Raw genomic sequence first — 15,204 nt, 5'->3', positions numbered from 1 at the left:
CATGCAAGCCTCGCCATGAACCGCCATCAGGCGTTACCGAGGCGCGCCTTCAAAAACTCGATAAACAACCGCGTCCTCGCCGGCAACAAGCGGGTCTCCGTAATCGCGTGCACCTGAACGGGCGACAGGCTCCATTCCGGCAGAACGCGAACCAGCCGACCCAAGTCCACATCGTCTCGTGCGAGTTCGGTATCCATCGCCGCGATGCCGACCCCGTGCGCCGCCAGCGAACGGGTCAGCCCGACGCTGTTCATCGCAAAGCGCGTGGGCGTCGTCACCTCGACGGATTCGTCGCCGCGGTAAAGCGTTCGCACCACATCGCCCTGCCTGAGCGTCCCCTGTGCAATACACATGACGTGATGGCGTAGATCGTCGGGAACGGTCAGCGGCGGCGCCTTCTTCAGATAGCCAGGCGCCGCATACAGATAGCGCGGCAGCAGCGCAATCTGCCGCGCCACCAGCATGGAAGGCGCGGTAGGCGGCGGACCGATGCGCAGCGCGAGATCGAAGGGATCCGCCTGCAGATCGATGCGCCGCGGCGTCAGGTCGAATTCGAAAGCAATCAGCGGATAGGTCGTGGCGAAATCGGCCAGAATCGGCGCGAGGTAGCCGGTGGCGAGATCGGCCGGCATCGATACGCGCAACGTGCCGCTCGGACGTTCGACCACGTCCAGCAGCGATTCATGAGCAATCCGCGCCTCCTCAACAATGCTCTGGCAGCGCTTGAAATACACATCCCCCGCCTCGGTCAGCTCGACCTTGCGGGTAGACCGGTGCAGCAGCCGCAGCCCGATGGTCTTCTCCAGCTCCGCAATATGCCGCGACAGCGTCGAATTCGGCATGTCCAGCGCCTCGGCCGCCCGACGAAAGCTCCGGGTCCGCGCCACTTCGACAAACAGGCGCATGTAGCTCAACAATTCCACGTCGATTGCTCCACTGATGGATCACTGCATTCAATTATAGGCCTTTATCTCTCAGATGGATCAGTCCATCCTGTCGTTACACCCTCACCAAAGGAACCGACATGAACGCCCTCTACACAAGCACCCGCCTCGGACGCTATGCCCTGCGCAATCGCCTCGTCATGGCGCCGATGACCCGTTCGCGGGCCGACGACGCCACCGGCGTGCCCTCCTCCCTCGCCGAGCAGTACTACGCCCAGCGCGCCGAGGCTGGCCTGATCGTGACCGAAGGCACCTTCCCCTCGCCGATGGGCAAGGGCTATGTGCGTACCCCCGGCATCCATTCCGCGGCGCAGATCGAAGCATGGAAGCGCATTACCGCTGCCGTGCATGCAAAGGGCGGCCTCATCTTCCTGCAGTTGATGCATACCGGACGCATCTCGCATCCGAGCATGCTGCCGGATCATGCGACGCCCGTCGCGCCTTCGGCGATTGCCGCGGAAGGCAAGGTTTTCACAGCCGCCGGCCCGCAGGACTTCGTCGTGCCGCGCGCGCTGGAAACGCAGGAGATTCCCGGCATCGTCGAGGAATACCGGCTCGCCACACGACACGCTCTGGAAGCCGGCTTTGACGGCGTCGAACTGCATGCCGCCTCCGGTTATCTGCCGGAACAGTTCCTGTCTTCCGGGAGCAATCAGCGGACCGACCGCTACGGCGGCTCGCTTGAAAACCGCGCGCGCTTCGTGCTCGACGTGTTGACGGCCATGACGGAAGAAGCGGGCAGCGATCGCGTCGGCATCAAGATCGCGCCGGAGATGGGCTTCAACAGCGCGAGCGACGCCACACCGCAAGAGACCTATCAATACCTGGTGCAGCGCATCTCGCCGCTCAAGCTGGCTTATCTGCACGTCGCCCGCACCAGAAGCGCGTTCAACTACCGCGCCCTCTTGCGGCCCTTGTTCGACGGCCCGTTGCTGGCCGGCGGCGGTCTCGACCAGGCGAGCGCCCAGGCGCTCGTCGCGGACGGCGGCGCGGATGCAACCGTATTCGGCAGTCTGTACCTCGCCAACCCGGATCTGTCGCAGCGATTCCTCGCGAACGCGGCGTTCAACACGCCTGAGCGCGATACGTTCTACTCGGCCGGCCCGGAAGGCTACATCGACTATCCCACTCTGGAGAATGCACAATGAACCGCGCCCTTCGTATTCACGCTTATGGCGGCGCCCATGCCGTCTCGATCGATCAGATCGACACCCCGCACGCCGCATCCGGCGAAGTGCTGGTCCGTGTGCACGCGGCCGGCGTCAACGGACTGGACTGGAAGATTCGCGACGGAATCCTGCAGGACGTTTTCCGGTTGCCGCTTCCGGCCACCTTGGGCATCGAGCTCGCAGGCGAAGTGGTCGCAACAGGCGCCGGCGTCACGGGCTTTGCCGTCGGCGACCGCGTGATGGGTGCATTGGGCGGCATCGGCGCCTATGCCGATCACGTCGCACTTGCGGCCGACAAACTCACGGGGATTCCCGCCGGTTTGAGCGATACGGTTGCCGCAGCGACTCCGGTCGCCGCGCTGACCGCATGGCAAGCCTTGTTCGAAGCGGGTGAGCTGAAGCGCGGGCAGACCGTGCTGATTCACGGAGCGGCAGGCGGCGTGGGCAGTTTCGCCGTTCAGTTCGCGCGGCGCGCCGGCGCGCGGGTCATCGCCACCGCGCGAGGTATCCATGCCGGCTATCTGCGCGAACTGGGCGCGGACGAAGTCATCGACTACCGCACCGAGTCCTTCTGGGACGTCGCGAAGCATGTGGACCTCGTGCTCGATCTGGTGGGCGGCGAAGCACTCGCGAAGTCCTGGCAAATCGTCGCGGCGGACGGCAAGGTCGTCAGCACGGCCGCGCCGGAGATTGCGACGCAAACGCCGGCGGGCAAACGCGGTGTGTGGTTTCAGATGCGTGCCGACGCCGGACAGCTCGCGACAATCGCCTTGGACGTGGCACGAGGTGATTTGAAAGCTGAAGTCTCCGAGATCGTCGCCCCGACCGAAGCGGCTGAGGCAATCGAGCGCAACAAGACCGGACATGGGCGCGGCAAAACGGTCGTCCAGTTCCGCTAATTGACATGGTTGAACACGCAGCAGGGAGTCCATAGATCGATTTCAATTCGTTATCCGAAATAAATCTATGGACTTTCGCTCGCCCAATGACGAGCGGTGTCCCACCCCATTAGGCGGATGTCACTAAAAATTAATGTTGCGACGCAGCATTTATACGCCTATGCTGAGTTCAGCGGAGCCTGGGGCCTTATTGCCCATCGGGCCCCCTAACTGCGGAGGCATAGATGACATATCCGCGCTCATCTGATTTGACGCTTCACGTGTTTGAACAGGATGGTGGCTGGCATTGGGCTCTCACAACCGAACGGCAGCACGGCACGGGCAAGAAAGTGGTGGCATACAGCGAGGACATGTTTGCCTCGCAGGCACAGGCACGCGCCGAAGGGGAACGGGCCGCTAACGACTGGCAACATGGCGCGGGGCTGCGCCGATCGGAATTCGCGTAGAGGTGGCGGCCGTGCGATGGCTATGGGCGCCGGGTTCAACTCTCAGCCGGCCGTTCGCAATACCTCGTGAACGTGGTGCATATGGTGCGCAGTTTCGCTTTGCAGATGCGCGATTGCCTGCTTCACCCGCTTCGCCTCACCCAGTTGAAATGCATATTCGCGAAGCAACGCTTCGCTCGTCACCAGATCATTCAAGGTTCCGAGTTCGTCTTGCACCACCGTGAGACGTTCGATGACAGCCTGATGACCGCCACCCAGAACCGGCGCAAAGAACTGCAGCAGGTAGCGCAGTTTTTTCCCCGCGATCCGCACCTCGTGAAGCGCCGCATAGTCTGAGGCCTGCGCCGATACCGCTCGCCTGACACGCTTTTTCAGAGCCTGCTCGGCCGCTTGCACACGCTCTTCGGCGAAGCTTGCAATGGGCCGACCGGCACCTTGCAAATCGAGTTGCTGACGCGCGCTCGTCAAGGCCTGCTCAAGTATCCGTTCGACGCCCGCATTGCCGATGGCCTTCAGGCTGAACGACAGCGCCTCGGCACGGTGTTCGTCGATCGCGTTGATCAGCAAGGCCAATGCGTCGTGCTGATTCGACGGATTGGCCGCGGCGATCAGGTCGTGCAGGACATCCCAGTCCCTCGTCCGGCCGGCTGCGTCGGCGAGCGCCTTGAATTCGCGGCGTTGCAGCTTCGCATCTTTTTTGTCGAGCAGCGGTTGGTACGCCCACCAGAGCGTGCGCAACCGGCGCAGCGCCACGCGCAGCTTGTGCAGATCCTCGGGGGCGCCGCCGCCATCGAGCTTACGCACCCGCTCCACGGCCTCTCCGGCAATCGACGTGGCAAGCAGCGCAAACGCATCCACCACGCTCGTCGAAGGGGCGATGAGTCCAGCCCGCGCTTGGGCCGACGTTGGGGACGGCGCGGCTGTCTCTGAGCTTTCAGCTACACCGGGACGGAAACTCATGGTGGGGTGCGCCTTGTGAAAAGATGCCGCGATAAGGATATTGTCACGATACCTGGGTAAAGTCGAAACCATCAAAAGCACCGTTTCATTCGGCCCTCGCAATCCTGCGTGCTGCCCCGCTTTGTCCGCAGCTTTACCCGCACCTGGTGCCCCCCATGACCACCCTTCTCAGTCACCACGAGATTGCCACTCTATTCGTGCTGTACCACTCGCCGGAACGCCTTGCGCTGCCCGACCTCGACGTCCTGCCGCTTGAGCATGCGCACCTGGTCGAAGTCGTAGCCGCGGAATCCGGCCATGCGCATTACCGCGTGACATCAAAAGGTCACGAACTCGTGAGGCGCTTTGGCCTCGCAAAACGTAAGGAACGGTGCGCCGAACCTGCAGCCCGTGTCGCGGTCGAAGCCTCGGAACGCATGCATGCGTAAAGGCGCGTTGGACCGTGCCTGAGCGAGCGCTCGGCGCGGTGCAATGCATATCGGGCTTCGAAACGAGATCAACGAGGGAGTGTCTATGGCTAACCAGCTTGCCGCGATTGAGCATGTTGTCGTCCTGATGTTGGAGAACCGATCGTTCGACCACATGCTGGGTTTCCTCTACACGGACCAACAGAATAAGTCGCCTGCAGGTCAGGCTTTCGACGGACTGACCGGCAACGAATCCAACCCCGCTGCGAATGGCGAAGCCGTGAAGGTGTACGCGATCCAGGCAAGCGACAGCAACGCATATTTCCAACCCGGCGCCGATCCGGGCGAAGGCTATAGCGCAACGAATTCGCAGTTGTTCGGCACGGTGAAGGCGCCCACGCCGCCGGTCGCCACCAACCAGGGCTTCGTGAGCGACTATGTGTACACGCTCGGCTGGGAATCGAAGAAACCCAGTTGGTCGGTGCTGCCGGGCACCGTTGCCTCGGACATCATGGGTATGTACACACCGGCCATGCTACCGGTGCTTTCTGGACTCGCGCGCGGCTACGCCGTCTGCGACCAGTGGTTCAGTTCGGTGCCGACCGAGACCTTGCCGAATCGCGCGTTCGTGTGCGCGGCGACGAGCCAGGGGCACATGGACGACAACACCAAGACCTATACCTCGCCGAGCATCTTCGGCTTGCTGTCGCAGCACAATCAGAGCTGGGTCATCTACGGATACAATCAGCCGCCGCTCACGCGGATGAACTTCCCGGACACGACGAACGCGTCCGACGATCACTTCGGTCTCTTCACCGACTTCCAGAGCGCGGCACAAAACGGCACGCTGCCGGCCTATACGTTTCTCGAACCGAGTTGGGACGCCGCCGGCAACAGCCAGCATCCCAACTACGACGTCGCGCTGGGCGAGCAGTTGATCCACGATGTCTACTACGCCTTGCGCAGCAACGAAGCGCAGTGGAACAAGACCCTGCTGATCGTCACGTACGACGAGCATGGCGGCTGCTACGACCATGTTGCCCCGCCGTCGGGCGCCGTGCCGCCGGACAACTCGGCGGGCGAATACGGCTTCGACTTCACGCGTTTCGGCCTGCGTGTGCCGACCGTGCTGATTTCGCCGCTGATCGCGCCAGGCACGGTGTTCCGCGTTGCGGAAGGCACCATGCCGCTCGATCACACCTCCATCCTGAAGACGGTCGAAACGCGTTGGGGTCTGCCCGCCCTCACGGCCCGCGACGCCGCCGCGCCCGACGTGGGCGATGTGCTGACTCTCACGACGCCGCGTAGCGACGATCCGCTGGCCTCCGTGAGCGTGCTGAAATCGACCGGCAGCAGCGCTGCGGCAGTCCAGCAGCCGTCGCATCTGCAACAGGTCCACGCGGAACTGGTGTCGCGCTTGCCGGTGCCCGATGCAAAGGGTGGCACGTATCATCAGATGCCGGCCTTGACGACCAATGCCGAGTACGCCGATTACATTGCCTCGCGTACGAAGGCGTGGCTTGCGAGCCGCAAGACGGCGGCTGCGGCGGATCCGCACGGTTGAAACGAGCGGCCGGAGCGGTCGCAATCAGCATGGCTGTGGCGGCTAAGGCTACGGCTCTTGCTACTGCGATCCGCCTGGGGTGTTAAACATGGACATCCGCCCCACCATCCAGCGAAGCAGCTCATCCGCAGCGGCGGCCAATGGCCGCCCTGCCCGAACCAGCACACGCGCCTTCGCCGAGGCGAACAGCGGATGATCGATCTCCAGCGCGACCAGCTCACCGGACGCGATCTCATGCATGGCCGCAAACCGCCCTATCAGCGTCGCGCCGTCCCCTTTCTTCACGAAGCGCCGGAGTAAGGCCACCGAGTTGGTGAGGACCGTGGGCCGGATCTGGATGTTTTCGGCAAACGCGAGCATCTGCACGACCTGGCCGAGCCCGAAGGCCGCCGGCATCAGCGCGAGCGGATACGGCAGCATGTCGCCGACAGCAAGCGGTCCGCTGCGCGCCGTCAGCGGATGGCCGGCACGCACCAGCAATACGACGGGCTGCGACGAGGTCGCGCGATACTCGATGTGCGGATGCGACGGCGGGTTATAAGCCAGCCCAATGTGCGCGCGTCCTTCCACCACTTCGCCGACCACGTCGTTGACGGGTAACGCATCGACGCTGATATCGAGTCGCGGATACTGCGTGCAAAAATCGGTCAGCACCTCGTCCATCAGACCGTCGATATAGCCTTCGCTAATCGCCAGCCTCACGTGGCCCTGCTGCAATCCCTGCAGCGCTTGCAACCGCTGCTCGAACTGTTCCTGTTGCGCCTGGCAGCCGCGCCAGAATTCGACCAGATGCAGCGCCGCCTCAGTCGGCGCCACGCCACGGGCACGCCGCTCGAATAGCGGCGCGCCGATCTCCTCCTCCAGCAGCCGGATCTGCCGCGTAATGACCGAGGCTGCCGTATTCAGCTTGTCCGCCGCCCCGCGGATCGAGCCGTGGGACAGCACTTCATGGAAATAGCGCAGCCGGCGCTGGTTGATCTCTCGCATCGTCTGGGTCCTTTGTCTGGCCGCTGGAGCGTGTTGCCCAACGGGCAACATTACTTCACTTTAGTTGCTCTTGCTTGCCCGTTATTGGCTGCCGACTATCGTTCGGTCACGCACTGCCCGTCTGCCAACCCTCATCTGGAGATCGTCCGTGTCCGCTATCCCGTCGAATCCGAGTGCCGATCAGAGCACGGCGCTCTACAACAGACTGAACTGGCGTCTGCTGCCCTTTCTGCTGATCTGCTACCTGTTCGCTTGCCTCGACCGCCTCAACATCGGCTTTGCGAAACTGCAGATGCAAAGCGATCTCGGCTTCTCCGACGCGGTGTACGGCGTCGGCGCGGGCATTTTCTTTCTCGGCTACGTGTTGTTCGAACTCCCGAGCAATCTCTTGCTGCCAAAACTCGGCGCCCGCAAAACGATCAGCCGCATCCTCGTGCTGTGGGGGCTGACGTCGGCCTCCATGCTGTTCATCCATAACGTGACGATGTTCTACGGGCTGCGGTTTCTGCTTGGGGTATTCGAGGCCGGCTTCGCACCCGGGATGATCTTTTACCTGACCTACTGGTACGGCGAAGCGCGCATGGCGCGCGCCATCGCCACGGTGATGATCGCCGGACCGCTTAGCGGCGTGGTGGGCGGTCCGCTGTCGACCTGGACCATGACAGCCTTTGCGGGCGCCTTCGGTCTCGCCGGCTGGCAGTGGATGTTTCTCGTGGAAGGCTTGCCCTGCATCCTGCTGGGGGTCGTCGCATGGTTCTTCCTCGCCGACCGTCCGGCCACGGCGACGTGGCTGTCGGCCGACGAGCGGCGCACGATCGACGCCGGCCTCGCCACGCCCGGCGCCGCGCATCACTCGTTCGGCCAGGTGGCGGGCGATCCGCGCGTGTACCTGATGGCGATCGCGTACTTCTGCGTGATCTGCGGCATCTACACAGTCAACTTCTGGTTGCCGACCATCCTCAAGGCCGATGGCGTGAAAGACACGCTGCAGATCGGCTTCTACTCGACGATCCCATACATCGCGGCGGTGATCGGCATGTACATCGGCGGACGCAGTTCGGATCGCTTTCGCGAGCGGCGCTGGCATAGCGCCGTGCCGGCTTTGATCGGCGCGCTCGCACTGGCTGTCGCGACGTGGGCGAGCGGGCAACTCGTGCTGTCGCTGATTTTCATGACCGTCGCCACGGCGATGATGTGGATCTCCTATACGGTCTTCTGGGCGATCCCGTCCGACTATCTGAAAGGCGACGTGGCTGCGGGCGGCATTGCGTTGATCAATACGATCGGCCTGCTGGGAGGCTTTCTGAGCCCGACGATCATCGGGTGGGCCAAGACCGTCACCGGCAGCCTGCAGGCCGGCTTGTACGTGATGGTCGGGCTGTTGGCGCTCGGCGCGATTCTGCTGCTGGCGAACCGTTTGCCCGCCCGCCGGACTGTGGCACCCACGCAGTCCACACAACCCGCCCAGGCTTGAGGCATTGCAGGCATCGCCCACGCCAGGTCTACGCAAATCACACGCCGGCGCAAATGCCTGCGCCGGCCTTCATGGAGACAACGAAGTGGCATTCAAGATCCTGATCGCTGGCTTCCAGCACGAGACCAATACGTTCGCGCCGTCACCGGCGACCTATGCGAGCTTCGTCCGCGGTGAAGGTCATCCGCCGATGATGCGCGGCGAAGCCGTGCTGGCGCTGCGCGACGTCAACCTGCCGATTGGCGGCTTTATCCGCGCGAGCGAGCAGCACGGACATACGCTGATGCCGGTGATCTGGACCGCGGCCAGTCCGTCGGCACAGGTGACGGAAGACGCCTACGAACGCATCGCCGGTGAGATCGTCGCGGCGGCGGCCGCAGGCGGCTTCGATGCGATCTATCTCGACTTGCACGGCGCGATGGTCGCGCAACATGTCGACGACGGCGAAGGCGAACTGCTTGCGCGCATCCGTACCAAAGTGGGTGCGGCCGTGCCGGTGGTCGCCTCGCTGGATCTGCACGCCAACGTGACGGAGCGCATGCTTGCCAGCGCCGACGCGCTCGTCGCCTACCGTACCTATCCGCACGTAGACATGGCCGACACCGGCGCGCGTGCCGAGCGGCTGCTGGCGCGCCTGCTTGCCGGGCATAAGCCACTGGTGAAAGCGGCACGGCGTCTGCCGTTCCTGATCCCGATCAATGGCATGTGCACGTTGCTGGAGCCGGCGCGCTCGATGTATGCCGAGCTCGGCACGCAGGAAGAGGACGCGGTCGTGTCGCTGTCGTTCGCCCCCGGTTTTCCCGCTGCCGACTTCCCCGAATGTGGTCCCGTGATCTGGGGTTACGGCGAGGACGCCGCAGCGGTGCGGCACGCCGTGGACACGCTCCACGACAGGATGCTGCGCGACGAGTCGCTGTGGGCGGTGCCGTTCCTCTCGCCCGACGCCGCCGTGGCCGAAGCCATGCGTCTGAGCGCGACGGCGCAAAAACCCGTGGTGATCGCCGATACTCAGGACAACCCAGGAGCCGGCGCGGACTCGAACACAACCGGCATGCTACGCGCGCTGCTCGAGAACGGCGCCCAGGATGCGGCGCTTGGCCTGATCTGGGACCCGGAAGCCGCGGCACAGGCTCACGCGGTGGGCCTCGGCGCCACGCTCGAACTGGCGTTGGGCGGGCGCTCGGGAACGCCGGGCGATACGCCTTTCGTCGGGACTTTCAAGGTCGTAGCGCTTTCCGATGGCCGCTGCCGCTACGACGGACCGATGATGCACGGCATGCAGGTCGAGCTTGGACCGGTTGCCTGCCTCGCGATCGGCGGGGTGCGCGTTGCCGTGAGTTCGACGAAGGCGCAGATGCTCGATCGCAATCTCTATCGGGTGGCCGGCATCGAGCCTGAAGCGATGAAGATACTCGTCAACAAAAGCTCCGTGCATTTCCGGGCCGACTTCGAGCCGATCGCGCATGCGGTGCTGGTGGCGAAGGCGCCGGGTCCGATGACCGCCGACCCGGCAGATCTGCCGTGGACACGCTTGACGCAAGGTATCCGCGTACGGCCGATGGGGAAGCCGTTCGGCGCTTAGGACAACCGGCCGCCGCAGTCGTAAGACGGAGGCTGCGGCGGCCACGCGCATTATTCCAATCCTCGATTACCCCTCATTGCGAAAAGCGCAATGAAATCCGCATTCCAAATCCGCATTGACGCTTAGACCTTCCCGAGGTCGTAGTTGAGCAAATCAGCGTCGCAAACCGATGAACAGCCATACATCGCTGCTGTTACTTTTAGGTCGCCGGGGATAGCAAATAAAACCGATCCCGATGTCTGAAAGCCCGATACGCAAGCGAGAACGCTCATGAAGAAACTGAATGCCGCAGTCTTGTCCGGCCTTGTGCTGATCATAGGCTGCGCCCCGGCCTCAAGCCATGCGCAGAGCAGCGTGACGCTCTATGGCGCCATCGATACCGCCGTGGGTTTCGTGACCAACGCCGGCGGATCCAACAGCGCCAACAGAGTGGGATTTATCAACAGCAACATCCAGACCACCAGTTGGGGCTTGAAAGGCACGGAAGCGCTAGGCGGCAATCTGCGCGCTGTCTTCAATCTGCAAAGCGCTTTCAATCCGAGTACGGGAAGCTTGTCGGAGTCAGGCGTCGAATTCGGCGAGCAAGCTTATGTGGGCCTATCCAGCACGGACTACGGAACGCTGACCTTCGGACGGCAATTCGACCCCGTCACGGACGTACTGGAACCGCTCACCGGAGATATCTACTTCGGCTCGCTCTTCGCAACCGTCGGCGACGTCGATAATTACGACGCACTCCTGCATATCAACAACTCTATCAAATACGCGAGCCCGGTACTGGCCGGCTTTCAGTTCGAGGCGATGGCTGCTCTGAACGGTATCGCCGGCTCCGTTTCGGCAGGCAGCTTCTACAGCCTCGGAGCGTCATACACGAATGGCGGCCTCTCCCTCGCCGGCGGCTATACCGTCAGCAAGGTGGACAACACCACGGCGCTGGTCGACGGCGTCGCCAGCACCACGGCATCAACCACTGCTGACGGTCTGGCCTACGACAATCCGATCGTTCAGTTTGAAAACATTACGTCGAATGAGATCGGCCGGATCGGCGGTCAATATGTGTTCGGGCCTTTCATTGCCGGTGCGGCGTATAGCAACTCGAAGTTCCATCAATTCGATTCCGGCGCAACCCTGACATTTAACAGCGGCTCCGGGTTCCTTCATTACGCGCTGAATTCCGCACTGAGCCTCGCCGCCGGCTACAGCTATACGAAGGCGACGGGCGAAGGCGCGTCGGCAAGCTACAACCAGCTCTCTCTCGCCTCGGATTACTACCTCTCCAAGCGCACCGACATCTACCTCAGCGCGGTCTACCAAAGAGCAAACGGCCAGACGCTCGACAACCTCGACAATCTGGTGCCGGCGACGGCTTCAGTGGGTGACGAAGGCTTCTACGGTACGAGCCGCGAGCAGGCGTTGGCGGTGCTCGGGATGCGTCACCGGTTCTAGCTGTTCGAGTTCTTCTAGCTCGCGCCTTTCGAATATTTGAACGTACCTTGTGCGCTGGCGATCAGGATATGGTCGTCCACCCAGGCCTCGCCGCGCGAGAAGAAGATCGAGCGGCCCTGACGTTCGAGAAAGCCCTTCGCGGTCACGTATTCGCCGAGTCCCTTGTCGAGATAGTTGGTTGTCAGCGACAACGTGAACGCGTGCCGTGCGGCTTGCCCCGGCTCGGCGTATAACCCGGCGTATCCGGCTGCGGCATCGAGCAGGGTGGCGATCGCGCCGCCCTGCAATACGCCCTGGCGGTTGAGCTTGCTGGGATCGATCGACATGCGCAGCTCCGCATAGCCCTCGCGCCATTGCGTCAGGCGCACGCCGAGAGATTCGAGGAAGGGATTGTCGATGGGATGGTCCGACATGCTGGGGCCTTTTGAAAACGCGCTGCGGTTAGCGACGGTTGCGGAAGATTGAGACGTGGCTCAACCGCACCAGCATACCCGCTCGCCCGAAATGCCGTCGCCCCACTCCTCTCTTACCGCGTCCCGCCGTCCTGCGTCATCACCAGCGCGAGCGACGACGCCAGAATCGATTTGGCCAGCGCGTCGTCATCTACGGCACGAGCGAGCGTAATAGCGCCGACGATCGTCGCGACGATGCCAAGCGCCGCTTTCTCGTCGCCATCGCCGGCGCCCTCGCCCTCGCCCTCGCCGCCCGACGTGGCCTGCGCAATGCGTGCCGTAAATTCGTGCAGATAGCGCGTCAACAATGCCCGGATGTCAGGGTTCGCATGCCGCGCCTCGCCCGCCAGCGCACACAGTGCACAACCGCTGCCGGGATTCTTGACGTGGCGCTCGTCGAGGAACGCCTCGGCAATCGACTGCAGCGGTGTCTCGTTCCGCTTGCCGGGTTTGCTTTCGCGCGCCGCCATGCGCGCCCGGCTTTGCGTGAGCGCGTACTCGAGCGCCTCCACGATCAAGGCATCGCGCGACGCGAAGTGACCATAGAACGCCCCATGGGTGAGCCCCGCACTGCGCATGCAGTCGGCCACGCCGAGCGCCTCGATGCCGTGCTCGCGAATCTGCCGCGACGCATTCTCCAGCACCCGTTGCCGGCTCTCAGCCTTCTGTGCCTGCGAATAGCCCATTTTCTTCTCCGTGACGCTTGACAATCTGCATGATGAGCATAATACTGAAATTGTGCATGATGATCAACATACAGATTTCGAGTGTTGGCAATGCTCGTGATGGTTCGGATGCGGCGGCTGCCCAGCGCCGCGTAACAGGTTCTGGCAAGGCGAGCCGGCGCGGCTTTGGACGCGATCTCGCGGCGCTTTACACAGGAGAAGGAAGATGCGTTTTACTGGAAAAACCGCGCTCGTGACGGGCGGCAACAGCGGGATTGGCTTTGCTGCGGCACAACTTTTGATCGCAGAAGGCGCTCGCGTCGTCGTGACGGGGCGCGATCGCACGAAGCTGGATAACGCGGTGGCCGAACTGGGTGAAAACGCCCTCGGCATCGCTGTGGATCTGGACGAGCCGGCCGCGATCGATTCGATGTTCAAGCAGATTCAAGAGACCTACGGGTCGCTTGATATTGTGTTCGCCAACGCCGGCATCTCCGGTCCGACGCCGCTCGGCGGTACGACCGCGGCCGCGTTCGAAGCGATTCTGCGCACCAACCTCACCGCGGTTTTCCTCACCGTCCAAGGGGCGCTGCCGTTGATGAGCGCGGGCGGTGCGGTCGTCCTGAACGGCTCGGTCATGCGCGAACTCGGCTCGCCGGGCTCGGCAGCTTATTCCGCCACCAAGGCAGGCGTGACCGGCATGGCAAAAGTGTTTGCCTCTGAACTCGTCACGCGCGGCATCCGCGTGAACACGGTGATTCCGGGCGGCACGCGCACGCCGATCTGGACGCGCGGCGCGAGAACGGGCGCGACCATCGACGGGACCGAACAAGCGCTTGCAGCAGGCATTCCGCTCGCGCGTTTCGCCACGCCGGAAGAAGTGGCCAAAGCCGTGCTGTTCCTCGCGTCGGATGACGCCTCGGGCACCACTGCGGCGGAAATCGTGGTCGACGGCGGCACGACGGGTGCACCGTGGGGCGCGCCGCTGTTTCGCAAGGGATAAGGAGAGGGCCCGAGGCCCGCTTTCCTGATGCAGTGCCGTCGCTGGCCGTGCGCCCGAATCCGCGTAAGCGATTCGGGCGTTAGCCTTAGCGGCGCTTCATCAACCAGATAAAAAAGATCCCGCCAATTGCAGCCGTCGCCACGCCGATCGGCAAGTCTTCGGGCGCAATGAGCGTGCGGGCCGCCACATCCACCCAGATCAGGAAGATCGCGCCGGACAGCGCGGTCACCGGCAACAGGCGCCGGTGATCGGTGCCGACGAAGCGGCGCGCGATATGCGGAATCATCAAGCCGACAAAGCCGATCGACCCGCTCATCGCGACCATGACGCCGGTCATCAGGGACGCCACCACGAACACCTGAACACGCAGCGCAGAGACGTTGATGCCCAGGGTCGACGCGGTCTGATCGCCCGCCATCACGGCGTTCAACGAACGCGCCGTTGCGCTCAGCATCACGAATCCGCCTGTGAGGACCACGGCAGGGATCACGAGCAGATTCCAGCGCGCGAGGCCAAGACCGCCGAGCATCCAGAACAGTACGGATGACGAAGCACGGTGGTCGCCCATAAAGAGCATCAGGTTCGCCATTGCCATCACAAAGAACGACACCGCGACGCCCGACAGCAGCAAGCGGTCCGAATTGAGGCGGCCATGCCGCATGGCCACCGCGATGACGACAAACATCGCCAGCAAGGCGCCGACAAACGCGGCAATCGGCAGCGTCGCGATGCCGATGGTCTCGCCCAGAAACAGGATGACGGTCACGGCACCGAGCGTCGCGCCCGAGGTCACCCCGAGCAGATGAGGATCGGCCAGCGAATTGCGGGTCACGGCCTGCAGGACCGCACCCACCAGCGCCAGCCCGGCCCCCACCAGTCCGCCGAGAATGATGCGCGGAAAGCGGATCAGCCAGACGATGCTGTCCTGTCCGGCGGACCATGTTCCAGCGCGCTCGCGTCCCGTGACCAGTCCCAGCAGATGGCTGCACAGAATCCGCCACGTCACCGACGGCGCGATCCGCACCGGCCCGATGCCGATCGACACGACCGCGGATACGGCGAGCAATGCCAGCAGGCAAACCACCAACACGTTCACGCCGTAACGCCGCTCGCCCGCAGCAATCCACGCACGTCGTGGCGCCGCCCCGTCGTGCGCTGCTCCGCTCACGCTGTCATTGCGTCGGATAGACATCGGTATGGGCCGCC

16 protein-coding genes are annotated in these 15,204 nt (G+C 63.4%); 10 read left to right on the top strand and 6 right to left on the bottom strand.

The window, feature by feature from the left end:
* Window positions 1-26 precede the first annotated feature (26 nt).
* On the bottom strand, window positions 27-923 hold the full coding sequence (locus BUS12_RS03735) for a LysR family transcriptional regulator (RefSeq protein WP_074294300.1): 897 nt from the start codon (window positions 921-923) through the stop codon (window positions 27-29).
* 101 nt (window positions 924-1,024) lie between these two features.
* Between BUS12_RS03735 and BUS12_RS03730 the strand changes: the two genes are divergently transcribed.
* The 3 genes from BUS12_RS03730 to BUS12_RS03720 all read left to right on the top strand — a co-directional run bounded on the left by BUS12_RS03730 (window position 1,025) and on the right by BUS12_RS03720 (window position 3,458).
* Complete coding sequence (locus tag BUS12_RS03730) at window positions 1,025-2,092, top strand: alkene reductase (RefSeq protein ID WP_074294299.1); 1,068 nt, start codon at window positions 1,025-1,027, stop codon at window positions 2,090-2,092.
* On the top strand, window positions 2,089-3,012 hold the full coding sequence (locus BUS12_RS03725; RefSeq protein WP_074294298.1) for an NADP-dependent oxidoreductase: 924 nt from the start codon (window positions 2,089-2,091) through the stop codon (window positions 3,010-3,012). The genes BUS12_RS03730 and BUS12_RS03725 overlap by 4 nt, the downstream gene beginning before the upstream one ends.
* A gap of 224 nt (window positions 3,013-3,236) precedes the next feature.
* Window positions 3,237-3,458, top strand: coding sequence for a hypothetical protein (locus BUS12_RS03720; RefSeq protein ID WP_074294297.1), 222 nt, complete (start codon window positions 3,237-3,239; stop codon window positions 3,456-3,458).
* A gap of 42 nt (window positions 3,459-3,500) precedes the next feature.
* On the opposite strand, the gene BUS12_RS03715 is transcribed toward BUS12_RS03720, so the two are convergent.
* A complete protein-coding gene (locus BUS12_RS03715) occupies window positions 3,501-4,418 on the bottom strand; it encodes a CHAD domain-containing protein (RefSeq protein WP_171991591.1) in 918 nt (305 codons plus the stop codon).
* Between the two features lie 155 nt (window positions 4,419-4,573).
* On the opposite strand from BUS12_RS03715, the gene BUS12_RS03710 reads away from it, so the two are divergent.
* Together BUS12_RS03710 and BUS12_RS03705 are read left to right on the top strand one after the other, a co-directional pair.
* Window positions 4,574-4,846, top strand: coding sequence for a hypothetical protein (locus BUS12_RS03710; RefSeq protein WP_074294295.1), 273 nt, complete (start codon window positions 4,574-4,576; stop codon window positions 4,844-4,846).
* Window positions 4,847-4,931: 85 nt separating this feature from the next.
* Complete coding sequence (locus BUS12_RS03705; RefSeq protein ID WP_074294294.1) at window positions 4,932-6,389, top strand: alkaline phosphatase family protein; 1,458 nt, start codon at window positions 4,932-4,934, stop codon at window positions 6,387-6,389.
* A 60-nt stretch (window positions 6,390-6,449) separates the two neighbouring features.
* Here the strand turns inward: BUS12_RS03705 and BUS12_RS03700 are convergent, their stop codons facing one another.
* Window positions 6,450-7,376: a LysR family transcriptional regulator gene (locus tag BUS12_RS03700; RefSeq protein ID WP_074294293.1), complete on the bottom strand. Its 927-nt coding sequence runs from the start codon at window positions 7,374-7,376 to the stop codon at window positions 6,450-6,452.
* 148 nt (window positions 7,377-7,524) lie between these two features.
* Between BUS12_RS03700 and BUS12_RS03695 the strand changes: the two genes are divergently transcribed.
* The 3 genes from BUS12_RS03695 to BUS12_RS03685 all read left to right on the top strand — a co-directional run bounded on the left by BUS12_RS03695 (window position 7,525) and on the right by BUS12_RS03685 (window position 11,878).
* Window positions 7,525-8,850, top strand: coding sequence for an MFS transporter (locus BUS12_RS03695; RefSeq protein WP_074294292.1), 1,326 nt, complete (start codon window positions 7,525-7,527; stop codon window positions 8,848-8,850).
* Window positions 8,851-8,935: 85 nt separating this feature from the next.
* Window positions 8,936-10,432 (top strand): M81 family metallopeptidase, encoded by a 1,497-nt coding sequence (locus tag BUS12_RS03690; RefSeq protein ID WP_074294291.1) that lies wholly within the window; start codon window positions 8,936-8,938, stop codon window positions 10,430-10,432.
* Window positions 10,433-10,702: 270 nt separating this feature from the next.
* Window positions 10,703-11,878: a porin gene (locus BUS12_RS03685; protein ID WP_074294290.1), complete on the top strand. Its 1,176-nt coding sequence runs from the start codon at window positions 10,703-10,705 to the stop codon at window positions 11,876-11,878.
* Window positions 11,879-11,892: 14 nt separating this feature from the next.
* Here BUS12_RS03685 and BUS12_RS03680 read toward each other — a convergent pair whose 3' ends face one another.
* Entirely contained in the window at window positions 11,893-12,291 is a 399-nt protein-coding gene (locus BUS12_RS03680; RefSeq protein WP_074294289.1) for a PaaI family thioesterase, read from the bottom strand.
* Between the two features lie 113 nt (window positions 12,292-12,404).
* Window positions 12,405-13,016 carry a TetR/AcrR family transcriptional regulator gene (locus BUS12_RS03675; RefSeq protein WP_074294288.1) on the bottom strand — a complete coding sequence of 204 codons (612 nt, stop codon included), beginning with the start codon at window positions 13,014-13,016 and terminating at the stop codon, window positions 12,405-12,407.
* 56 nt (window positions 13,017-13,072) lie between these two features.
* Between BUS12_RS03675 and BUS12_RS38680 the strand changes: the two genes are divergently transcribed.
* Together BUS12_RS38680 and BUS12_RS03670 are read left to right on the top strand one after the other, a co-directional pair.
* Window positions 13,073-13,252: a hypothetical protein gene (locus tag BUS12_RS38680; protein WP_171991590.1), complete on the top strand. Its 180-nt coding sequence runs from the start codon at window positions 13,073-13,075 to the stop codon at window positions 13,250-13,252.
* Entirely contained in the window at window positions 13,222-13,998 is a 777-nt protein-coding gene (locus tag BUS12_RS03670) for an SDR family NAD(P)-dependent oxidoreductase (RefSeq protein WP_074294287.1), read from the top strand. Before BUS12_RS38680 ends, BUS12_RS03670 begins: the two co-directional genes overlap by 31 nt.
* Window positions 13,999-14,083: 85 nt before the next feature.
* On the opposite strand, the gene BUS12_RS03665 is transcribed toward BUS12_RS03670, so the two are convergent.
* Window positions 14,084-15,190 carry a FecCD family ABC transporter permease gene (locus tag BUS12_RS03665; protein WP_083640230.1) on the bottom strand — a complete coding sequence of 369 codons (1,107 nt, stop codon included), beginning with the start codon at window positions 15,188-15,190 and terminating at the stop codon, window positions 14,084-14,086.
* Window positions 15,191-15,204 lie beyond the last annotated feature (14 nt).

Source organism: Paraburkholderia phenazinium (genome assembly GCF_900142845.1).
In the GTDB taxonomy this organism is placed as follows: domain Bacteria; phylum Pseudomonadota; class Gammaproteobacteria; order Burkholderiales; family Burkholderiaceae; genus Paraburkholderia; species Paraburkholderia phenazinium_A.
Note: the sequence above shows the minus strand (reverse complement) of the source record. Positions and strands in the feature narration are given on the sequence as shown.

Bases quoted from the DNA above. Each gene is read 5' to 3' on its own strand.
- BUS12_RS03720 (WP_074294297.1), top strand. From the start codon at position 3,237: ATGACATATCCGCGCTCATCTGATTTGACGCTTCACGTGTTTGAACAG.
- BUS12_RS03705 (WP_074294294.1), top strand. From the start codon at position 4,932: ATGGCTAACCAGCTTGCCGCGATTGAGCATGTTGTCGTCCTGATGTTG.
- BUS12_RS03700 (WP_074294293.1), bottom strand. From the start codon at position 7,376: ATGCGAGAGATCAACCAGCGCCGGCTGCGCTATTTCCATGAAGTGCTG.
- BUS12_RS03675 (WP_074294288.1), bottom strand. From the start codon at position 13,016: ATGGGCTATTCGCAGGCACAGAAGGCTGAGAGCCGGCAACGGGTGCTG.
- BUS12_RS03680 (WP_074294289.1), bottom strand. From the start codon at position 12,291: ATGTCGGACCATCCCATCGACAATCCCTTCCTCGAATCTCTCGGCGTG.
- BUS12_RS03710 (WP_074294295.1), top strand. From the start codon at position 4,574: ATGACCACCCTTCTCAGTCACCACGAGATTGCCACTCTATTCGTGCTG.
- BUS12_RS03730 (WP_074294299.1), top strand. From the start codon at position 1,025: ATGAACGCCCTCTACACAAGCACCCGCCTCGGACGCTATGCCCTGCGC.
- BUS12_RS03685 (WP_074294290.1), top strand. From the start codon at position 10,703: ATGAAGAAACTGAATGCCGCAGTCTTGTCCGGCCTTGTGCTGATCATA.
- BUS12_RS03715 (WP_171991591.1), bottom strand. From the start codon at position 4,418: ATGAGTTTCCGTCCCGGTGTAGCTGAAAGCTCAGAGACAGCCGCGCCG.
- BUS12_RS03665 (WP_083640230.1), bottom strand. From the start codon at position 15,190: ATGTCTATCCGACGCAATGACAGCGTGAGCGGAGCAGCGCACGACGGG.
- BUS12_RS03725 (WP_074294298.1), top strand. From the start codon at position 2,089: ATGAACCGCGCCCTTCGTATTCACGCTTATGGCGGCGCCCATGCCGTC.
- BUS12_RS38680 (WP_171991590.1), top strand. From the start codon at position 13,073: ATGATGATCAACATACAGATTTCGAGTGTTGGCAATGCTCGTGATGGT.
- BUS12_RS03670 (WP_074294287.1), top strand. From the start codon at position 13,222: ATGCGTTTTACTGGAAAAACCGCGCTCGTGACGGGCGGCAACAGCGGG.